Source organism: Saccharopolyspora terrae (assembly GCF_004348435.1).
Classification (GTDB): Bacteria; Actinomycetota; Actinomycetes; order Mycobacteriales; family Pseudonocardiaceae; genus Saccharopolyspora; species Saccharopolyspora endophytica.
The window spans coordinates 1-18,312 of sequence record NZ_SMKS01000068.1; the positions used below are offsets into that span (position 1 = coordinate 1).

The 18,312-nt window shown below is 67.5% G+C and carries 15 protein-coding genes and 1 pseudogene; 12 read left to right on the plus strand and 4 right to left on the minus strand.

Annotation, left to right across the window (positions count from 1 at the left end; genetic code table 11):
• Window positions 1–154: 154 nt before the first annotated feature.
• Window positions 155–1,381, minus strand: coding sequence for a sensor domain-containing diguanylate cyclase (locus tag E1181_RS26180; RefSeq protein ID WP_132678765.1), 1,227 nt, complete (start codon window positions 1,379–1,381; stop codon window positions 155–157).
• Window positions 1,382–1,749: 368 nt separating this feature from the next.
• On the opposite strand from E1181_RS26180, the pseudogene E1181_RS26185 reads away from it, so the two are divergent.
• Window positions 1,750–1,926: pseudogene (locus tag E1181_RS26185) on the plus strand (SPFH domain-containing protein); the annotation flags it as partial.
• A 658-nt stretch (window positions 1,927–2,584) separates the two neighbouring features.
• Window positions 2,585–3,781 (plus strand): Na+/H+ antiporter NhaA, encoded by a 1,197-nt coding sequence (gene nhaA / locus E1181_RS26195; protein ID WP_132678769.1) that lies wholly within the window; start codon window positions 2,585–2,587, stop codon window positions 3,779–3,781.
• Window positions 3,782–4,083: 302 nt separating this feature from the next.
• Here the strand turns inward: nhaA and E1181_RS26200 are convergent, their stop codons facing one another.
• The 3 genes from E1181_RS26200 to E1181_RS26210 all read right to left on the minus strand — a co-directional run bounded on the left by E1181_RS26200 (window position 4,084) and on the right by E1181_RS26210 (window position 7,053).
• Complete coding sequence (locus tag E1181_RS26200; protein ID WP_132678771.1) at window positions 4,084–4,467, minus strand: YybH family protein; 384 nt, start codon at window positions 4,465–4,467, stop codon at window positions 4,084–4,086.
• Window positions 4,468–4,690: 223 nt separating this feature from the next.
• Complete coding sequence (locus E1181_RS26205) at window positions 4,691–6,130, minus strand: MFS transporter (RefSeq protein ID WP_132678772.1); 1,440 nt, start codon at window positions 6,128–6,130, stop codon at window positions 4,691–4,693.
• 137 nt (window positions 6,131–6,267) lie between these two features.
• Window positions 6,268–7,053 (minus strand): IclR family transcriptional regulator, encoded by a 786-nt coding sequence (locus E1181_RS26210; RefSeq protein WP_132678774.1) that lies wholly within the window; start codon window positions 7,051–7,053, stop codon window positions 6,268–6,270.
• Window positions 7,054–7,174: 121 nt separating this feature from the next.
• Between E1181_RS26210 and E1181_RS26215 the strand changes: the two genes are divergently transcribed.
• The 10 genes from E1181_RS26215 to E1181_RS26260 all read left to right on the plus strand — a co-directional run bounded on the left by E1181_RS26215 (window position 7,175) and on the right by E1181_RS26260 (window position 18,266).
• On the plus strand, window positions 7,175–7,534 hold the full coding sequence (locus E1181_RS26215; RefSeq protein ID WP_132678776.1) for a bifunctional 3-phenylpropionate/cinnamic acid dioxygenase ferredoxin subunit: 360 nt from the start codon (window positions 7,175–7,177) through the stop codon (window positions 7,532–7,534).
• Window positions 7,534–8,709 carry an NAD(P)/FAD-dependent oxidoreductase gene (locus E1181_RS26220; RefSeq protein ID WP_132678778.1) on the plus strand — a complete coding sequence of 392 codons (1,176 nt, stop codon included), beginning with the start codon at window positions 7,534–7,536 and terminating at the stop codon, window positions 8,707–8,709. The genes E1181_RS26215 and E1181_RS26220 overlap by 1 nt, the downstream gene beginning before the upstream one ends.
• Window positions 8,710–8,937: 228 nt before the next feature.
• Complete coding sequence (locus tag E1181_RS26225; protein ID WP_132678811.1) at window positions 8,938–9,996, plus strand: aromatic ring-hydroxylating oxygenase subunit alpha; 1,059 nt, start codon at window positions 8,938–8,940, stop codon at window positions 9,994–9,996.
• A gap of 201 nt (window positions 9,997–10,197) precedes the next feature.
• Window positions 10,198–11,286 (plus strand): S-(hydroxymethyl)mycothiol dehydrogenase, encoded by a 1,089-nt coding sequence (locus tag E1181_RS26230; RefSeq protein WP_132678779.1) that lies wholly within the window; start codon window positions 10,198–10,200, stop codon window positions 11,284–11,286.
• Window positions 11,283–11,909 carry an MBL fold metallo-hydrolase gene (locus E1181_RS26235; protein ID WP_132678781.1) on the plus strand — a complete coding sequence of 209 codons (627 nt, stop codon included), beginning with the start codon at window positions 11,283–11,285 and terminating at the stop codon, window positions 11,907–11,909. Before E1181_RS26230 ends, E1181_RS26235 begins: the two co-directional genes overlap by 4 nt.
• A gap of 184 nt (window positions 11,910–12,093) precedes the next feature.
• Window positions 12,094–13,335, plus strand: a complete 1,242-nt coding sequence (locus E1181_RS26240; protein ID WP_132678783.1) for a serine hydroxymethyltransferase — start codon at window positions 12,094–12,096, stop codon at window positions 13,333–13,335.
• Window positions 13,332–14,570: a sarcosine oxidase subunit beta family protein gene (locus tag E1181_RS26245; RefSeq protein ID WP_132678785.1), complete on the plus strand. Its 1,239-nt coding sequence runs from the start codon at window positions 13,332–13,334 to the stop codon at window positions 14,568–14,570. Before E1181_RS26240 ends, E1181_RS26245 begins: the two co-directional genes overlap by 4 nt.
• 18 nt (window positions 14,571–14,588) lie before the next feature.
• A complete protein-coding gene (locus tag E1181_RS26250; protein ID WP_132678787.1) occupies window positions 14,589–14,900 on the plus strand; it encodes a sarcosine oxidase subunit delta in 312 nt (103 codons plus the stop codon).
• Window positions 14,897–17,677: a 2Fe-2S iron-sulfur cluster-binding protein gene (locus E1181_RS26255; protein WP_132678789.1), complete on the plus strand. Its 2,781-nt coding sequence runs from the start codon at window positions 14,897–14,899 to the stop codon at window positions 17,675–17,677. The genes E1181_RS26250 and E1181_RS26255 overlap by 4 nt, the downstream gene beginning before the upstream one ends.
• Window positions 17,670–18,266 (plus strand): sarcosine oxidase subunit gamma, encoded by a 597-nt coding sequence (locus tag E1181_RS26260; RefSeq protein WP_132678791.1) that lies wholly within the window; start codon window positions 17,670–17,672, stop codon window positions 18,264–18,266. Before E1181_RS26255 ends, E1181_RS26260 begins: the two co-directional genes overlap by 8 nt.
• Window positions 18,267–18,312: the final 46 nt, after the last annotated feature.

Here is an 18,312-nt window from a genome sequence, read left to right on the forward strand (position 1 = left end):
AACACCACCGTGCCGTGGCCTGCCGGTACGACAAACTCGCCCTCCGCTACGAAGCCACCGTGCACGTCGCCACCATCGACATCTGGCTCCGCAGCCTCACCAAGATCGGTTCCTAAACAGCTCCTAGGGCTGGCGGTCGTCGAACCGCTGCGGACTAACCTCGGCTCCGACCTTTGCGGACGTACATGGCGCGGTCGGCGGCGTCCAGCAGCTCCACGTGGGAGAGCGTCGGGAGGGTCGTGGTGGCAAGCCCGACGCTCGCCTGCAGGGAAACCCGGCAGCCCGACACGACGACGTCGGTCTTGAGGCAATTCTCCACGCGGTCGCGAAGCGCCTCCGCCGCCGCGAGATCGGGTACGCGGCTGACCACCACGAACTCGTCTCCCCCGACACGGGCCACGGTGTCACCGGTCCGCGCGGCGTGCAGCAGAGCGTCACCCGCCGAGATCAGGAGCTGATCGCCGACGGCGTGCCCGTGGAGGTCGTTGGTCTCCTTCAGCTTGTCGAGGTCCACCAGCATCACGGCCAGCACGCCCCCGTCGCGTGGTAGTTCCGCTAGTGCGTGATCCAGCCGATCGGCCAACAGGGCGCGGTTGGCCAGCCCGGTCAGCGGATCGTGCAGGGCCAAGTGCGCGAGGTGCTCGTCCGACATGCGCCGATCACCTATCTCCTCGTACTGGCCGACTACGCACACCGGCGCGCCCTCTGGGCCTGGTACCGCGCTGACCCGGATGAACAACCAGATTGGGTACCCGGCCTTGTGCCGGTAACGGGTTTCGACGCTCACCCGGTCGATGCGCCCCTCGAAGACATCGGCGAACGCCGCGCTGGCCTCTTCGTCCGGGTAGGTGAGGTCGGTGGGATCCAGGTCCACCAGCTCGTCGTGGCTGTAACCGAGCAACTCGCACAAGGCGGCGTTGACCTCTGTCCACACCCCGTTCGCGTCCAGCAGAGCCATCCCGATGGGCGCGTTGGCGAACGTCCGTTGCCATCGGTCGTTGGATTCGTGCCGGTCTGTAATGTCCTGCGCGTGGGTCACGATGCAGAGCGGACGGTCCTCGTCGTCCCGGATGACCGAGGCGGACAGGAGCAACCAGATGACCCGCCCGTCGGCGCGCACGCATCGGAACTCGTGGGAGACCTCGCCCGAGGGCTCCGCGAGCACGTCGCCGATCATGTCGAGCCCCACCGCGTCGTCAGGGTGGATGTAGTGGTGGCGGTGGTGCTCGACGATCTCGTCTCGCTCGTAGCCGAGGAGCCGGCACAGGGCCCGGTTGACGTAGAGGAAGCGCCCCTCGAGGTCGAGCACCGTCATCGCGGAGGCGGCCTGGTCGCACACGACCCGCCACGGAATCCGATCCTGGTCACCCGATAAGGGCATAGGCCGACCGTAGGCGGCCTCGCCCGCATGTCGAGCCAGTTCACACCTGTGAGTGACTTGCCACGGTGACGAGCGCGGCCACTGGTCGCTGTCGGCGGTCACCAGGAGCGCCACGACCAGCGACCAGGGCAGTCCCCAGAGATCGCGGTGCTCCACCGATCCCAAGATTCTGGTGGGACTCAGGATTGCGAACGTCCTTGCCGTGGGACCACGCGTTCCTTTCGGGGGCTGTCGTGCCATCGCCCCTTCGGCTGACCGACCCTTCCAATCGATCAACCGCGCTCTGCACTCGCCCATCCAGGGGTATACGTCAATGGGCGGGGGCAGGTCGACTCGGTTGCCGACCTGAGGGAGCGGGGAGCGGGTGGGTCTCTTTCCAGCCGCAGCCGGTCATCACCGAGGACGACCTCTACCTGCAGGCGGTCGAACAGCTCACCGTCACCACGCTGCGCAACGTGGTCGGTTCCAAGGATCTTGAACGCACCCTGACTTCACGCGACACGATCAACAGCCAGCTGCGAGGCGTGCTGGACGAGGCCACCGGCTTCCCGGGTGATCCCCAGTGAGATGACCTCGGCACTGGATGCGCACTAGATGGTGTCGCCGCGGACCTCGACGGAGCCGTTCTCGGTCACGGAGCTCATCGATGCCAAGGGGAGAGCTGTCGACAACGGTGAGAACCTCCTCACTGAGGTAATGGGGCTGGAGCGGCGCCTTGATGTGGTGCTCGGGTGCTGTCTCGCTGGATCCACCCCTCCCTCGTGTCTGATGCATGGCACGGGCAGGGTGCTCGCCGATCCTGGCGGCGCTGCGAGGACCTGGCGATGTCGTGGGTGCCGACCCAGCCCGAAGGGGTTTTGCGGCACCCGGGCACCAATGGGTGGTCGAGTTCTTTCGGCACCGTCGCGCACGGCGAGTTGGCGGGTTGCCCACCGCAACAGGAGTGCCGCTGACACCCAGCCGGGGTGTCACTGTTCTTCTCCCTGTTGATCTCCCCTCGTTGTGGTGTGCCGCTGATGCGTGCGTCGCGCCGCCACGCGGGGGTTGTTGAGCGGCCTGGTCGAAGGCCGCTTGGTGAGGCCTGGTGTCTTGATGTTTTCTACTGCCGTGCAGTGGGTTGCGTGCGTGCGCGCTCGTGCTGGTCGTCGTTCTTCCGGGCGGGGAGGTGCGGCATGAGGGGCGTGCTGGACGCGCTTCGGCGTGATGGTCGGCGGGTTCCTGCTCATCGGTGCGGCGCTCGTGGCCGTGCTTTGGGCGAATTCGCCGTGGTCCGACGCCTACGAGAGCGTGCGGTCCTTCTCGTTCGGCCCTGAGGCCCTGCACCTGAACCTCTCGGTGCAAGCGTGGGCGGCCGATGGGTTGCTGACGTTGTTCTTCTTCATCGTGGGCAACGAGCTCAAGCAGGAGTTCGTGCACGGCGAGCTGCGCCACCCGCGGCGTGCGTTGCTGCCGATCGTGGCTGCGTTGTGCGGTGTGGTGCTGCCGGCGGCGATCTTCGCGGCGATCAACTTCGGGCAGGGCGAGGCCGCGCGAGGGTGGGGCATCCCGATGGCCACCGACATCGCCTTCGCCGTGGCGGTGCTAGCAGTGGTCGGTCGGCACCTGCCTCCGGCGCTGCGCACCTTCCTGCTCACCCTGGCCATCGTCGACGACTTGGCAGCGATCGTGGTGATCGCCGTGTTCTACACCGAGGGTCTGTCCTGGGTACCGCTGCTGGGCGCGGTCGGACTGCTCGCCGTGTTCGGCCTGCTCCAGCGCGGCACCGGGGTTGCCGCGCGGTTGCTCGGTTCACGGGTGCCGAACTGGGCCGTGTTGGTGCCGCTGGCGGTCGTGATCTGGGCGTTGATGCATGCCAGCGGTGTGCACGCCACCATCGCCGGTGCGGCGATGGGGCTGCTCATGCGCACCCGAACTCGTCCCGGCGAGAGCACCGATCCCAGCTACCGCGCGGAACACCAGCTGCGCCCGTGGGTGATGGGGCTAGCGCTTCCGGTGTTCGCCCTGTTCTCCGCCGGGGTGGTCTTCGGCGACCTGGGCAGCACACTGACCGACCCCGTCTCCCTCGGCATCGTGGCCGGTCTCGTGGGCGGCAAGCTGATCGGCATCGCCGGAGGTTCCTGGCTGGCCACCAAGCTCACCCCTGCCGAGCTCAACCCCACCCTGCGATGGATCGACATCGTGGGCATGTCCCAACTCGCCGGGATCGGCTTCACCGTCTCGCTGCTGATCAGCGAACTGTCGTTCCCCGACCCGGTCATGCTCGATCACGCCAAGTCCGCGGTCATCATCGCCTCAGTCTTGGCCACCGCGTTGGCCGCGATCATCCTGGGGCTGCGCAGCGCTCACTACCGCGCACAAGCCGACCGCGATCGGCTGGTCAGCCCTGCCGAACGCAGCTGAAGAGGGTCCTGCAACCGCTCGGCGGGGCCACCAGCGGGCCGCATGCCGGGACTGGGCATGCGAATCCCAGGTGGCGGGGAAGTGGGTGATCGATCGCAGAAGGCGGGCGCGAGTGGGCGTCCGACGGCGCTCAGGCCGCGCCATGGTGGCGCGGCCTGTAGGTCGAGGGGCACGACTTGGTCGCCGCCGGGGTCGAGCCCGTCTTCGACGTTCGTTGCTCGGAGTCAGGCATGCCGCTCATGGATACCTTGATTGTGGAGATCCGGAGTGGGTTTGATCTTGGCGAGTCATCTTGAGCGGGTTCAGGAGTTGGGGCTGTAGGACTTGTCCGGCCAGAAGGGCCATTCCTCGAAGGTTCGGCACCTTCCGTCTGGTGCGAACTGCAGGATCCACAGGTCGCGGTACTGCTGATGCGTCGGGCTGCTGTACTGGACCTCGATCCGGACGACGGCGGTGTCGCCATCGACGGCCACCACTGCGCTCGTGAGTTCAAAGGCCTCGTTCGGACCGGTGCGTTCGGCCTCCCACATCCGGCCGATGGCGGGGAGCCCGACCACTGGTTCTTGGAACGGAGCTTGCTGATACGTCGCGTCCGAGGTGAACAGCCCGGCGAGCATGTCGATGCCCGGTGCGCGCCACGCTCGTTCGTACTTCGCGATCCAGACGCCTACTTGATCCCGGTCCATAGTTCGGGAATCTTGGCAGCAACGAGCCGGGCTCGCTGGGCGGAGCGAGCCCGGCGGAAGATCGCCAAGGCTCCCAATCTTGAGGTAGCCGGTCCGCTCGTCCCAGGACTGGGCTCTGCTCAAGAGTCTCGCGTGCGCCACCCGTGACAGAATGACCGGATCTTCTCCGCAGGAAGGCAATCTGTCACGGTGACGAAATGCGGTAGTTGGGGCTGGCGTTTTGTCACTCCGGCCGGTCCTGCGTCGGACTTTCCATGGGCACGCCGTCTTCGGAGAGCGGTGGGGCGGGCAGGTCCGCGCTCGAGGTGAGTGGTGCCGCCCCGGTCAGGGGCCTCCCAGCCGGTTCTTTGAGGAAGAGGGTGCTCACGAGCCCGATCGCTCCTGCTCCGATGAGGTAGTAGCCGGGCCAGTCGAGGTTTCCCGTCGTAGTGACCGCGACTCCGATGACGGTGGGTGCCGTCCCAGCGAAGGCTGACACGAAGATGTTGAAGATGATGGCGAGGCTGCCGTAGCGGATGAATGTGGGAAAGAGCGTGGGCAGGGTGGATGGGGTCACTGCTGCGAAGCAGAGCAGCGCGAAGCCCATGATCAGCAAGCCGGCGACCTGACCGGGAAGCCCTGTCCGCAGTAGCCACACCGAAGGCAGGCCCAACAGGATGAGCGACATGCTCCCGGTGAGCAGAATGGGTTTCCTGCCTATCCGGTCGCTGAGCTTGCCGACGAAGACGATGACGATCAGCATCGCCAGCATGACGGCAACCTGGAGCGTGGCCGAGATGGCCCCACTAGTTCCGTTTTCGCCGTGTCCGGGCAGGGTGGTGGTCAGGTAGGTCGGCACGTAGTTCGTCAGCACGTAGTTGGTGACGTTCCAGGCGACGATCAGCCCACCTGCGATCAGAACCGCAGAGCGGTAGTGCTTCGCCAGGATCTGGAACACGCGCCGAAGAGCCATCGTGGCCATCGCTGGCGAGCGCTCCATCTGCTGCCGGAACGCCGGGGTCTCCTCGAGGTCCATTCGGAGGTAGAGCCCGGTGACGCCCAGCGGGAGGGCGAGCATGAAGGGGAGTCGCCAGCCCCACGTCAGCAGATCGTCTTCCGGTAGTGCGGCCACCAGGATCGAGGTGATACCAGCGCCGAGCATGTACCCGATGAGCGTGCCGAATTCCAGCAGGCTCCCGAGGGCGCCGCGCCGGTGGTCCGGGGCGTACTCGGCGACGAGGGTCAGGGCGCCGACGTACTCGCCACCCACCGAAAAGCCCTGCAGCATGCGGATGAACAGCACGATCAGCGGCGCTGCGATGCCGATCGCGCCGTAGCTGGGAACGAGTCCGAGCAGCGCGGTCGCAAGCGTCATGAGGAAGATCGTGGCGGACAGAACTCTGGTTCGGCCGAAGCGGTCTCCCAGCGGTCCCAGGATGATTCCGCCGAGAGGGCGGACCAGGAACGCGGCGGCGAAGGTGCCCAGGGTGAACACCGGTGCCCACTCGCCTGCATCGGGGAAGAAGACCTGATCGAGGGCGAGGGCGATGTAGGAATAGGTGCCGAAGTCGTACCAGGTGGCGATGTTGCTCAAGGCCGCGGCCGTGGTCGCGCGACGAATCGTCTGAGCGTCCTCGATGGCCAGCTTGCCGCCCGCCCCCGGTGGCACGGGCGTGTCGTTCACCCTGCCGGTCCGTTCAGCGGGACGTCCGATCGGGACGTACAAGGAGGTCGACGCATGATCACCTTCGGTGCGCACAGCTGATATATCTATGCAAGCTAATAGATGTGTCTCAGGGGGTCAAGGTTTTCCGGGTGCAGCTACGGGCCTGCGAGCTGCTGCAAGCGTTCGAGGATCTCGTCGGCTGCCTCGCCGAGAACTCCCGCTACGGTGGGGAAATCGGCTGCGCGGAGGTGCTCGCCGTCGGCGGTGACGCTCAGCGCTCCGGCCACTCGCCCGCCAGGGCCCCGCACCGGGACGGCGACGGAGTGGAGCTCGGTATCGAACTCCCCGCACGCGGTCGCCCAGCCGCGGTCGCGCACCCGGTTGAGATCTGCGGTCAGGGCGCCGCGCGAAACGATGGTGCGCTCGGTGAAGCGGGGTAGCGGTTGCCGCAGGACCTCCTCGAGCTTCTCGGAACCGAAGTGCGCCAGCAGCGCCTTCCCGCTCGCAGTCGCGTGCAGCGGTAGTCGGAGCCCGATCCAGTTGCGCTCGGTGCTCGGCTCCTGGGCGACGGTGGTGGCGCCTCCGCCGTCGAGGACGCTGATGCTCACGGTCCCGCGCAGCTCGGAGGCCAGTCGGGTGCAGATCGATTTGCCCTCCCTCGCGATGTCCAGCTGTGCCGCAGTGGCGCCGGCGAGCCGGACGATGCCGAAGCCGAGCTGGAACTTGCCGCGAGAGCCCACTTGTTCGACGAACCGGAACTTCTCCATGGTCGTCATCAAGCGGGACGCGGTCGACTTGTGCACGCCCAGTTCGTGTGCCAGGTCCGTGACGCCGGACGGGCCGCGTTGACCCAGGAGGACGAGCATGGACAGAGCTCGCTCCACGGCCTGGGTGGCGGTCCTGGGTTCGGAGGTCCCTGCGTCCTTGCTCTTGTTGTGCATCCTGCAACTCCGAAATCGGCGCGGGTTGATTTGGGATCGGTTAATTGACGGGAAACGATAAGTGTCGGATGCTCTGTTGCGAATCACACGTCGTGTTCCGCAATCAGCAACAGGAGCAACGATGATCTTAGTTGGCGCGGCGGCCGATATCCCGGTCGGAGAGTCTGTACGTGTGCAGGGCAGCGTGGCAATCGCGGTCTTCAACGCGGACGGGACCTTCTACGCGATTGACGACACGTGCACCCACCAGGATGCGTCGCTTTCGGACGGATGGCTCGAGGACTGCGCGGTCGAGTGCCCCTTGCACGCCGCCTGCTTCGACCTCCGCACCGGAAAGCCCAGCGGGCCGCCAGCGCGGAAACCCGTGCGAACGCACGAGGTGGTCGTCGACGGCGGGCAGGTGTTCGTGAACGAAACGGTTGAAGTTGGCGCGGACGCCGGTGCGGACGTCGCCGGAGTGCTTGGCGAAGGGGTTCGTTGATGCAGACCATTGCCGTTGTCGGTGCCTCCCTGGCCGGGCTGACCGCTACCCGGTCCCTGCGCGATCAGGGATTCGAGGGGCGCATCGTCGTGGTCGGCGACGAGCCCCACGCGCCGTACGATCGCCCGCCCCTGTCGAAGGATTTCCTGGCCGGGACGGTTTCAGAAGAGGACCTGACGCTGGCGACACCCGAGGACGACGAGCTGGGCGCGGAGTGGCGCCTCGGGAACCCGGCGACTGCTCTCGACACCGGTGATCGGGCGGTGGTGCTCGACAACGGCGAGCGGATCGTGGCCGACGGCGTGGTGCTGGCGACCGGCGCCCGGGCCAAGACCCTCCCCTGGAGCCTGCCGAAGGGCGTCCACACCCTTCGCACGCTCGACGACGCGCGGGCGCTGCGCGACGAGCTGGTCGCGGGAGCCCGCCTGGTCGTGATCGGGGCGGGCTTCATCGGCTCCGAGATCGCCTCGACGGCGGTGGGTTTGGGCGTGGAAGTCGATGTCGTCGAAGCCGCGCCCGTGCCGCTGCTGAAGGCGCTCGGTGCGGAGATGGGCGAGATCTGCGCCGGGTTGCACGCCACGAAGGGAGTGCGGCTGCACACCGGCGCCACGCTCGCCGAACTGGTCGGTGGTGAGCAGGTGACGGCGGTCCGCTTGTCCGACGGTCGCGAACTGCCCGCCGACGTGGTGGTGGTCGGGATCGGTGCGGAACCGTGCGTGGAATGGCTGCGCGGGTCCGGCGTCGACCTCGATGACGGTGTTGTGACCGACGCGCAAGGCCTGACGAACCTCCCCGGCGTCGTCGCGGTGGGGGACTGCGCCAACTCGCACCGCAACTTCCTCGGTGCGCCGCGTCGCATGGAGCACTGGACCAATGCCCTGCAGCAGCCCGTCGTCGCGGTGTCCGCCCTCCTCGGCGGGAGCTACGTACCGCCGGCGCACCACGAGGTGCCGTACTTCTGGTCGGACCAGTACGGCCACAAGATCCAGTTCGCCGGCCGCCGCACCGAGGGCTCCACGGCCGAAGTGGTCGAGGGCAGCCTCGATTCACTCGACTTCCTCGTGCTCTACCGCGATCAAGACGGGAACCCGGAAGGGGTTCTCGGGGTCGATCGCGCCCGCTCGTTCGGGAGGTGGCGCCGCCAGCTGGCGGGATACCTGCCGGCCGGGCGGTGATCGCATCCGCGCAGTCCACTCATCTCGCCAGCGCTGTGGCTCTCAGGTCTTGAGCGGGCTCGCTCGCTCCTCGAGCTCTCGCGCGCTCGGCATCGCGCTGGCTGTTCGTAGCCGCATGGCAGTAGAAGGAAAGGATCATTCGTGAGCTCCGTAGAAGCCCACGGCCAGGAGAAGCCGGAACCCACGTCCAGCCTGATCCCGACTCTGCCGGGATCGCATTACACCGACATGGCGGTCTTCGAGCTCGAGAAGTCGCGGATCTTCCAGAGCAACTGGTTCGCCGCGGCCCGCAGCAGTGACATGCCGTCGCCGGGCAGTTTTCGCAATGTCGACGTCGGAGGGGAGAGCGTCCTGATCGTGCGCGGTCGTGACGGTGCGCTGAGAGCCTTCCTCAACGTCTGCCGCCACCGCGGTGCGCGCTTGTGCACCGAGGAGGCCGGGTCGGTGCGCAAGTCCCTGCAGTGCCCGTACCACGCGTGGACCTACGGCCTCGACGGTTCGCTCATCGCGGCGCCGAACCTGAATTCCATGGACGACGTCAACCGGGACGAGTACGGCCTCATCGGCGTCGCCTTGAAGGAGTGGCTCGGAACGGTGTGGGTCTGCCTCGCCGACGAGCCTCCCTCGTTCGAGGAGGCCGTGCAGGGTGCGGTCACGGCCAGGATGGGTGATCCTTCCGCCATCGACGGTTGGGGAATCGACGAACTCGTGGTGGGCAAGAGGATCACCTACGACGTGAAGGCCAACTGGAAGCTCATCGTCGAGAACTTCATGGAGTGCTACCACTGCGCGACGATCCATCCTGAGCTGACCGAAGTGCTGCCCGAGTTCGCCGACGGATACGCCGCGCAGTACTTCGTGGGACACGGGGCGGAGTTCGGCGAGGAGGTCACCGGTTTCACCGTCGACGGCCAGGGCGGGTTCGGAACGCTCTCCGGCGTCGACCAGGACCACGACCGGCGCTACTACGCGATCACCATCAACCCGCAGGTGTTCATCAACCTCGTCCCGGACCACGTGATCTTCCACCGGATGTACCCGGTGGCCGTGGACCGGACGATCGTCGAGTGCGACTGGCTCTACACGCAGGAGGTCATCGACAGCGGAGTCGATCTCTCCCGGTCGGTGGAGCTGTTCCACCGGGTCAACCAGCAGGACTTCGACGCGTGCGAGCGCTGCCAGCCGGCGATGTCCTCCCGGGCCTACGCCGCGGGTGGCGTGCTGGTTCCCAGTGAGCACCACATCGGGGAGTTCCGGGATTGGGTGGCCTCCGCGGTCGCAGGTTGAGGTTCGCGGGACGCCGGCAAGGCGTCGAGAAAGGCCACACTGCGCTCTGGACTGATATACCAGTCGCATGTCACAGTGGGCGCCGGAATTGAGTTGCGACGCTCGGTCTGCGGCCTCGCAACCGGAACACGGGTCTGCTCCTCGGCCATCGGCAGGTGCGTCCGTGGTCGAGGAGCAATCGCTGAGAAGGAGAAAGGCGTTATGCCACAAGAGGTCCGCGGAGTCGTCTCGCTCGCGCAGGGCAAGCCCGTCACTGTCGAGACGATCGTGATCCCCGACCCTGGGCCCGGTGAGGCCGTCGTGCGGGTGCAAGCGTGCGGGGTGTGCCACACGGACCTGCACTACCGGGAGGGTGGGATCAACGACGAGTTCCCGTTCCTGCTCGGGCATGAGGCCGCAGGCGTCGTGGAATCGGTCGGTGAGGGTGTCGCCAATGTGGCCCCGGGCGATTACGTGATCCTGAACTGGCGCGCGGTCTGCGGGCAGTGCCGTGCCTGCAGCAAGGGCAAACCGCAGTACTGCTTTGATACGCACAACGCGACGCAGAAGATGACGCTGGCATCGGGGCAGGAACTGAGCCCGGCACTGGGGATCGGAGCCTTCGCGGAGAAGACCCTCGTGGCCGCCGGGCAGTGCACCAAGGTCAACCCGCGGGTGAAGCCGCAAGTGGCGGGGTTGCTCGGGTGCGGCGTGATGGCCGGCATCGGCGCCGCGATCAACACCGGGAACGTGGGCCGCGGCGATTCGGTCGCGGTCATCGGCTGCGGAGGCGTCGGTGATGCGGCGATCGCGGGTGCGGAGCTCGCAGGAGCGAGCACGATCGTGGCGGTGGACCGCGACCCGCGGAAACTCGACCAGGCCAGGGAGTTCGGCGCCACGCATGTCGTCGACGCCCGAGAAGCTGATGTCGTCGAGGCCATCCGGAATCACACCGGGGGATTCGGCGCCGACGTGGTCGTCGATGCCGTTGGGCGTCCGGAGACCTGGAAGCAGGCGTTCGAGGCCCGCGACTTGGCCGGCACGGTCGTGCTCGTCGGTGTGCCGACGCCGGACATGATGGCACCCGAACTGCCGTTGATCGAGTACTTCGGCCGTGGCGGTGCGCTCAAGTCCTCGTGGTACGGCGATTGCCTGCCCTCACGTGATTTCCCCGCGCTGGTCGACTTGCACCTGCAGGGCCGGTTGCCGCTGGAGAAGTTCGTGACCGAGGAGATCTCCCTCGACGGCGTCGAGGACGCCTTCGAGAAGATGCACCGCGGTGACGTGCTGCGCTCGGTGGTGGTCCTGTGAGCCCCATCGAGCACCTGGTCACCTCGGGCACCTTCTCCCTGGACGGGGGCACCTGGGAGGTCGACAACAACGTCTGGCTCATCGGCGACGAGCGCGAGGTCCTCGTCGTCGACCCCGCGCACGACGCCGATGCGGTCGCGGAGCGGATCGGCGATCGCCGGTTGACGGCGATCGTGTGCACCCACGCCCACGACGACCACGTCAACCAGGCACCGGCGCTGTCGGACAGCTTCGACGCACCGATCCTGCTCGACCCGGCCGAAGCTCCGCTGTGGAAGCTGACGCACCCGGACCGGCAACCGGATCAGGAGTTGTCGAACGGGCAGGTCATCACGGTGGCCGGCATCGATTTGCGCGTCCTGTCGACGCCGGGGCACTCGCCGGGTTCGGTCTGCCTCCACGTGCCGGAGCTGACGACGATCTTCACCGGGGACACGCTGTTCCAGGGCGGGCCCGGGGCTACCGGGCGGTCCTACTCCAGCTTCGACACGATCATCAGCTCGATCAGCCGCGACCTGCTGGCCCTGCCGGGGGAGACAACTGTCCGCACAGGACACGGAGGCTCCACCACCATCGGGGACGAGGCTCCGCACCTGGAGGAGTGGAGAGCCCGGGGGTACTGACCGCCCCGGGCATTCGCGAGAAGTCGTCGCCCTCGGGCTGTTGACCGAGGGCGCAACGGCCCCTAACTTGACATGTAACTGATATATCAATCACCAAACACAGATACACCAGGAGGTGGCCGCATTGTCCGCAACGGTTGATCGTCAAGGGGCGGCGAGCGCCGAGAACGCGCTCGGTCTTCCCTTGGCAGAGACGGACCCGGAGGTCCATGCGGCCGTCAACCGGGAGTTGGCTCGGCAGCGCGACACGTTGGAGATGATCGCGAGCGAGAACTTCGCGCCGCTGAGCGTGATGCAGGCCCAGGGCTCGGTGCTGACCAACAAGTACGCCGAGGGATACCCGGGGCGCCGCTACTACGGTGGTTGCGAGAACGTCGACGAGATCGAGCAACTGGCCATCGACCGGGTCAAGGCGCTCTTCGGCGCCGACTACGCGAACGTGCAGCCGCACTCCGGAGCTCAGGCGAACTCCGCGGTCATGGCCGCCCTGCTGGACCCGGGCGACACCTTCCTCGGTCTGGACCTCGCGCACGGCGGGCACCTGACGCATGGCATGCGCTTGACCTTCTCGGGGAAGTACTTCGACGCCGCGGCGTACCACGTGCGCGAGAACGACCACCTCGTGGACATGGACGAGGTGGAGCGGCTGGCGAAGGAGCGGCAGCCGAAGCTGATCATCGCGGGCTGGTCGGCCTACCCGAGGCACCTGGACTTCGCGGAGTTCCGGCGGATCGCCGACGAGGTCGGTGCCTACCTGATGGTGGACATGGCCCACTTCGCCGGGCTGGTCGCAGCCGGTCTGCACCCGTCACCCGTGCCGCACGCGCACGTGGTCACCTCGACCACCCACAAGACGTTGGGAGGACCGCGAGGCGGTGTGGTGCTCGCCGAGGCGAGCTTGGCGAAGAAGCTGAACTCCAGCGTCTTCCCAGGGCTGCAAGGCGGTCCGCTCGAGCACGTGATCGCGGGCAAGGCGGTGGCGTTCAAGCTCGCCGGAGAGGCCGCCTTCCGCGAGCGGCAGGAGCGCACCCTGGCCGGGGCGAAAATCCTGGCTGACCGACTGCTGCTGGAGGAGAACGTCGGCGTGGTGTCCGGTGGAACCGACGTGCACCTGGTGCTGGTCGATCTCCGCAATTCCGAGATGGACGGCCAGCAGGCCGAGGATCGGCTGCACCACGTCGGCATCACGGTGAACCGGAACGCGGTCCCGTTCGATCCTCGACCGCCGATGGTCTCCTCCGGGGTTCGCATCGGAACTCCCGCGCTGGCCGCGCGCGGCTTCGACGACGAGGACTTCCGCGAGGTCTCGGACATCATCGCGCTGGCGCTGCGACCCGAGACGCCGCAAGCAGGCCTCGACGCCCTCGCCGAGCGCGTCGCGAAACTCGCCCAGAGCCGTTCTCTGTACCCGGAGCTGCAGGCATGAACACGAACTCCACGCCTCCCGGCGCGGATCTGCCCGAACACCCGGCTTTCCTCTGGCGCAACCCGGAGCCGAAGAAGTCCTACGACGTGGTCATCATCGGTGGCGGCGGGCACGGTCTGGCGACCGCGCACTACCTGGCGAAGAACCACGGCATCACCAACGTCGCCGTGCTGGAGAAGGGGTGGCTCGCGGGCGGGAACATGGCCCGCAACACCACGCTGATCCGGTCCAACTACCTGTGGGACGAATCGGCCGCGATCTACGAGCACGCCTTGAAGCTGTGGGAAGGGCTCGAGGAGGAACTCGGTTACCCGATCCTGTTCTCGCAGCGCGGCGTGCTCAACCTCGCCCACACCGAGCAGGACGTCCGAGATTCGATCCGGCGGGTCGAGGCCAACAAGCTTAACGGCATCGATGCGGAGTGGCTGGAGCCCGACGAGGTCAAGCAGGTCTGCCCGATCGTCAACGTCTCCGACGACATCCGCTACCCGGTGCAGGGCGCGACCTACCAGCCCCGGGCTGGGATCGCCAAGCACGATTACGTCGCTTGGGGATTCGCTCGGAGCGCGGATGAGGCCGGGATCGACCTGATCCAGGACTGCGAGGTCACCGGGTTCACAGTGGACGGTGAGCGGGTGACCGGCGTGCGCACCAGTCGCGGTGACATCGCCTGCGGGACCGTCGCGCTGTGCTCCTCCGGGCACACCTCCGTCCTGCTGGACGAGCTCGGCGTGCGCGCGCCCCTGCAATCGCACCCGTTGCAGGCGCTGGTGTCGGAGCTGCTGGAGCCGGTGCACCCGACGATCGTGATGTCCAACGCCGTGCACGTGTACGTCTCCCAGGCGCACAAGGGCGAGCTGGTGATGGGCGCAGGCGTGGACTCCTACAACGGTTACGGGCAGCGCGGCGCGTTCCACATCATCGAGCGGCAGATGGCCGCAGCCGTGGAACTGTTCCCGGTCTTCGCCCGCGCGCACCTGCTGCGCAGCTGGGCGGGAATCGTCGACGTCACCCCGGACGCGAGCCCGATCGTCGGGCGCACACCGTACGAGAACGTCTACGTCAACTCCGGTTGGGGGACCGGAGGGTTCAAGGTCACGCCGGGGCTCGGCTGGTGCTACGCGCACACCATCGCCCACGGCGAACCGCATCCGCACGTCGCGCCGTTCAGCCTCGACCGCTTCACGACCGGAGCGCTCGTCGACGAGCACGGTGCCGCTGCCGTCGCCCACTGAAACCGAGGACTGCTAACCATGCAATTGATCCACTGCCCTTGGTGCGGCCCCCGCGAGGAGGTCGAGTTCCACTACGGCGGCCAGGCCGACATCTCCTACCCGGACAACCCTGTCGATCTGTCGGACCAGGAATGGGCTGAGTTCGTGTTCTACCGCGACAACAACAAGGGGCCGTTCCCCGAGCGGTGGTGCCACAGCACGGGATGCCGGCGCTGGTTCAACGCCGTCCGGGACACGCGCACCTACGAGTTCCTGGCCATCTACCGAGTCGGTGAACCGGTGCCCGGCGTTCCGGGCTCGGAATCGAGGAAGCCGGAGGTGCGGGCATGAGCCGGGTCGACGGGTATGGCCGCATCGACCGCGGTCGCACGCTCACCTTCACCTTCGACGGACGCACCTACACCGGCCACCCGGGCGACACCTTGGCCTCCGCCCTGCTGGCCAACGATGTTCACCACATCGGCACCAGCGTGAAGCTGGGACGGCCGCGCGGGATCAGCGCAGCGTGGACCGAGGACGCCACGGGCCTGGTGCAGATCGAGGAGCCGTTCCCCGAACCGATGCTGCAGGCCGCCGCGGTCGAGCTGACCGACGGACTCGTGGCGCGAGGCGTCAACGGGCAGGGGCGCCTCGCCGAGCAGCCCGATCCGGCCCGTTACGACCGCAAGCACACGCACGTCGACACCCTCGTGATCGGCGCGGGGCCGGCTGGGCTGCTCGCCGCGCGCAGCGCCGCCCGCGCCGGGGAGAGCGTCGTCCTGCTCGACGATCGTGCCACCGCAGGTGGCAGCCTGACCGGTGCTGAGCGGATCGGTGGACGGCCGGCGCTGGAGTTCGTGGCGGAGGTCGTCGCCGAGCTGGCCGCGAACCCGGAGGTCCTGCACCTGCAGCGCACCACGGCGTTCGGCCAGTACGACGACGGGTTCGTGCTCGCTCTCGAGCGCCGCAGCGGCCACCCCGATGCCGCAGCTTCATCGAACCGCAGCCGTCAACGCGTGCACCGCATCCGCGCGCTGAAGGTCGTCGTCGCCGCCGGTGCACACGAGCGTCCGATCGTGTTCGAGAACAACGACCTCCCCGGAATCATGCTCGCATCGGCAGCGCGCGACTACCTGCACCGCTACGGCGTGCTCGCAGGACAGCAGGTCGTCGTGTTCACCAGCGATGACGCCGCCTACTCCACGGCGATCGACCTGTCCACCGCCGGCGCGGACGTGACGGTCCTCGACGCGAGGGACGAACTACCGCCGGACTGGTGGCAGCGCGCGGTGCAAAGCGGCGTCGAAGTTTCCGAGTCCACAGCGGTCATCGCTGCTGAAGGCGAGGAGCACGTCAGCGCGGTGATCGCGCGCAAGCCTGGGGGAGAGGTGCGAATCCCCGCTGACCTGCTGCTCGTCTCGGGCGGTTGGAACCCGGCGGTGCACCTGTTCAGCCACGTCAAGGGTGCGCTGACCTACGACGCCTCGCTCGGTTCCTTCCGGCCGTCCGGAAGCCTGCCCGGCATCGCGGTGATCGGCGCCGCCAACGGCACTCTCGACCTGGCCGGCGTCGTGCAGGACGGCGCCGGCTCGGAGGCACCGGCGGTCGATGCGGACCCGTCCCGCACACCGACGAAGGTGATCTGGCGCACCGACGGGGACCCGGCGAAGCAGTTCGTCGACATCCAGCGCGACGCCACCGTCGGCGACATCGCCCGCGCGGTCGGCGCCGGGTTGCACTCGGTGGAGCACGTCAAGCGCTACACCACGATCGGCACTGCTCACGACCAGGGAAAGACCTCGGGCGTGATCGCTTCCGGCATCACCGCCGAGCTGCTGGGCCGTCCGATCGAGGACCTGGGCACCACGACCTTCCGGCCGCCGTACACACCGGTTGCCTTCGCAGCTCTGGCCGGGCGTGAACGCGGCAGCCTGTTCGACCCCGAGCGGATCACCGCGGTGCATCCCTGGCACGTCGACGCCGGTGCGGTGTTCGAGGACGTGGGGCAGTGGAAGCGAGCCCGCTACTACCCGGAGCCCGGCGAGGACATGGACACCGCTGTGCTGCGCGAGTGCGCGGCAACCCGATCCGGTGTCGGCATCCTCGACGGCTCCACGCTGGGCAAGATCGATGTCCAAGGCCCGGATGCCGGTGTTCTTCTCGACCGGATCTACACGAACATGATGAGCACCCTCAAGGTCGGCCGGGTGCGTTACGGCGTCATGTGCGGTAACGACGGCATGATCATCGACGATGGCACGGTGCTGCGCATCGAGGAGAACCGCTTCCTGGTCACCACGACCACCGGCGGCGCGGCCACGGTCCTGGACTGGATGGAGGAGTGGCTCCAGACGGAATGGCCCGAGCTGCAGGTGCACCTCGCGTCGGTCACCGAGCAGTGGGCGGTTTTCCCGGTCGTCGGGCCTCGTTCGCGCGAGGTTGTCGGTGAGGTGTTCCGCGATCTGGACGTGTCGAACGAGGCGTTCCCGTTCATGTCGTGGAAGGACACGCATCTCGACGGCGTCCCGGTCCGAGTCGCCCGGATCTCGTTCTCCGGTGAGCTGGCTTACGAGGTGAACATCAATTCCTGGTACGGACTTTCGCTGTGGCAGCGGTTGCTGGAGGCGGGGAAGCGCTTCGGCATCACGCCGTACGGGACCGAGACGATGCACGTGCTGCGAGCCGAGAAGGGCTACCCGATCATCGGGCAGGACACCGACGGCACGGTCGCCCCGCACGACCTGGGCATGAACTGGGTGGTGTCGAAGAAGAAGGACGATTTCATCGGCAAGCGCTCGTTCTCCCGTGCCGAGAACCTGAATCCGCTGCGGAAGCAACTCGTCTCGCTGCTCCCGACGGATCGGCGCATCAAGTTGCGCGAGGGCTCGCAGATCGTGGAATTCCGAGCAGACGGGACGCTTCCGGAGCCACCGGTCCCGATGCTCGGGCACGTCACGTCCAGCTATCACAGCGCTGAGCTCGGCCGGCCGTTCGCGCTGGCGCTGGTGAAGAACGGCCGCGCCCGCGTCGGCGACCTGGTGCACGTCCCGGTGGGCGGCGCGCTCGTCGAGGCGGAGATCGGCGAAACCGTGCTGGTGGACCCGGAAGGAGCACGCCGAGATGGCTAGAACGCTTCGCGCTACGCACCCCCTGGAAGACTGGGAGCACGCCCTGGCCGCGTTGTCCTGGTCGATCGACGGCCTGGTGGTCAAGCCCGAGGAACTCGTGTCCGCCGCGGATCTGCGGATCGATCCGGCCGGTCCGGGTGCCGCGGCAGTGGAGCGCGCGTTGGGCTCGGCGCTCCCCGTCAAACCCAACACCTGGACCTCCACGCCGGAGGGCCAGATCGTCTGGCTGGGGCCGGACGAATGGCTCGTGACGAGCAAGGTCTTCCGCCCGCACGAGCTGGAGGGCTCGCTCGTCGAGGTCGTGTCCGCGCATGGTGGCGCGGCCGTGGACGTGTCCGCGCAGCGCACCGCGATTCGGGTGAGCGGCCGGCTGGCGCGCGAACTGCTCTCGTTCGGGTGCTCGCTCGACCTGCGACCCGCTGCGTTCCCGAAGGGATCGAGCGCGCAGACCGGCATCGGGCAGGCCGGAGTGCTGATCCTCGCCCTGGGCGACGGTGACGACTTCCGGCTCTTCGTCCGGCCGTCGTTCGCGGGTTACCTCGCGGACTGGCTCCTCGACACGGCCGAGGAATTGCGCACCACCACGTAGCACCAGGTCGGCTGTGACCGTGGGCACGGCCGACCTCCCACCCCAA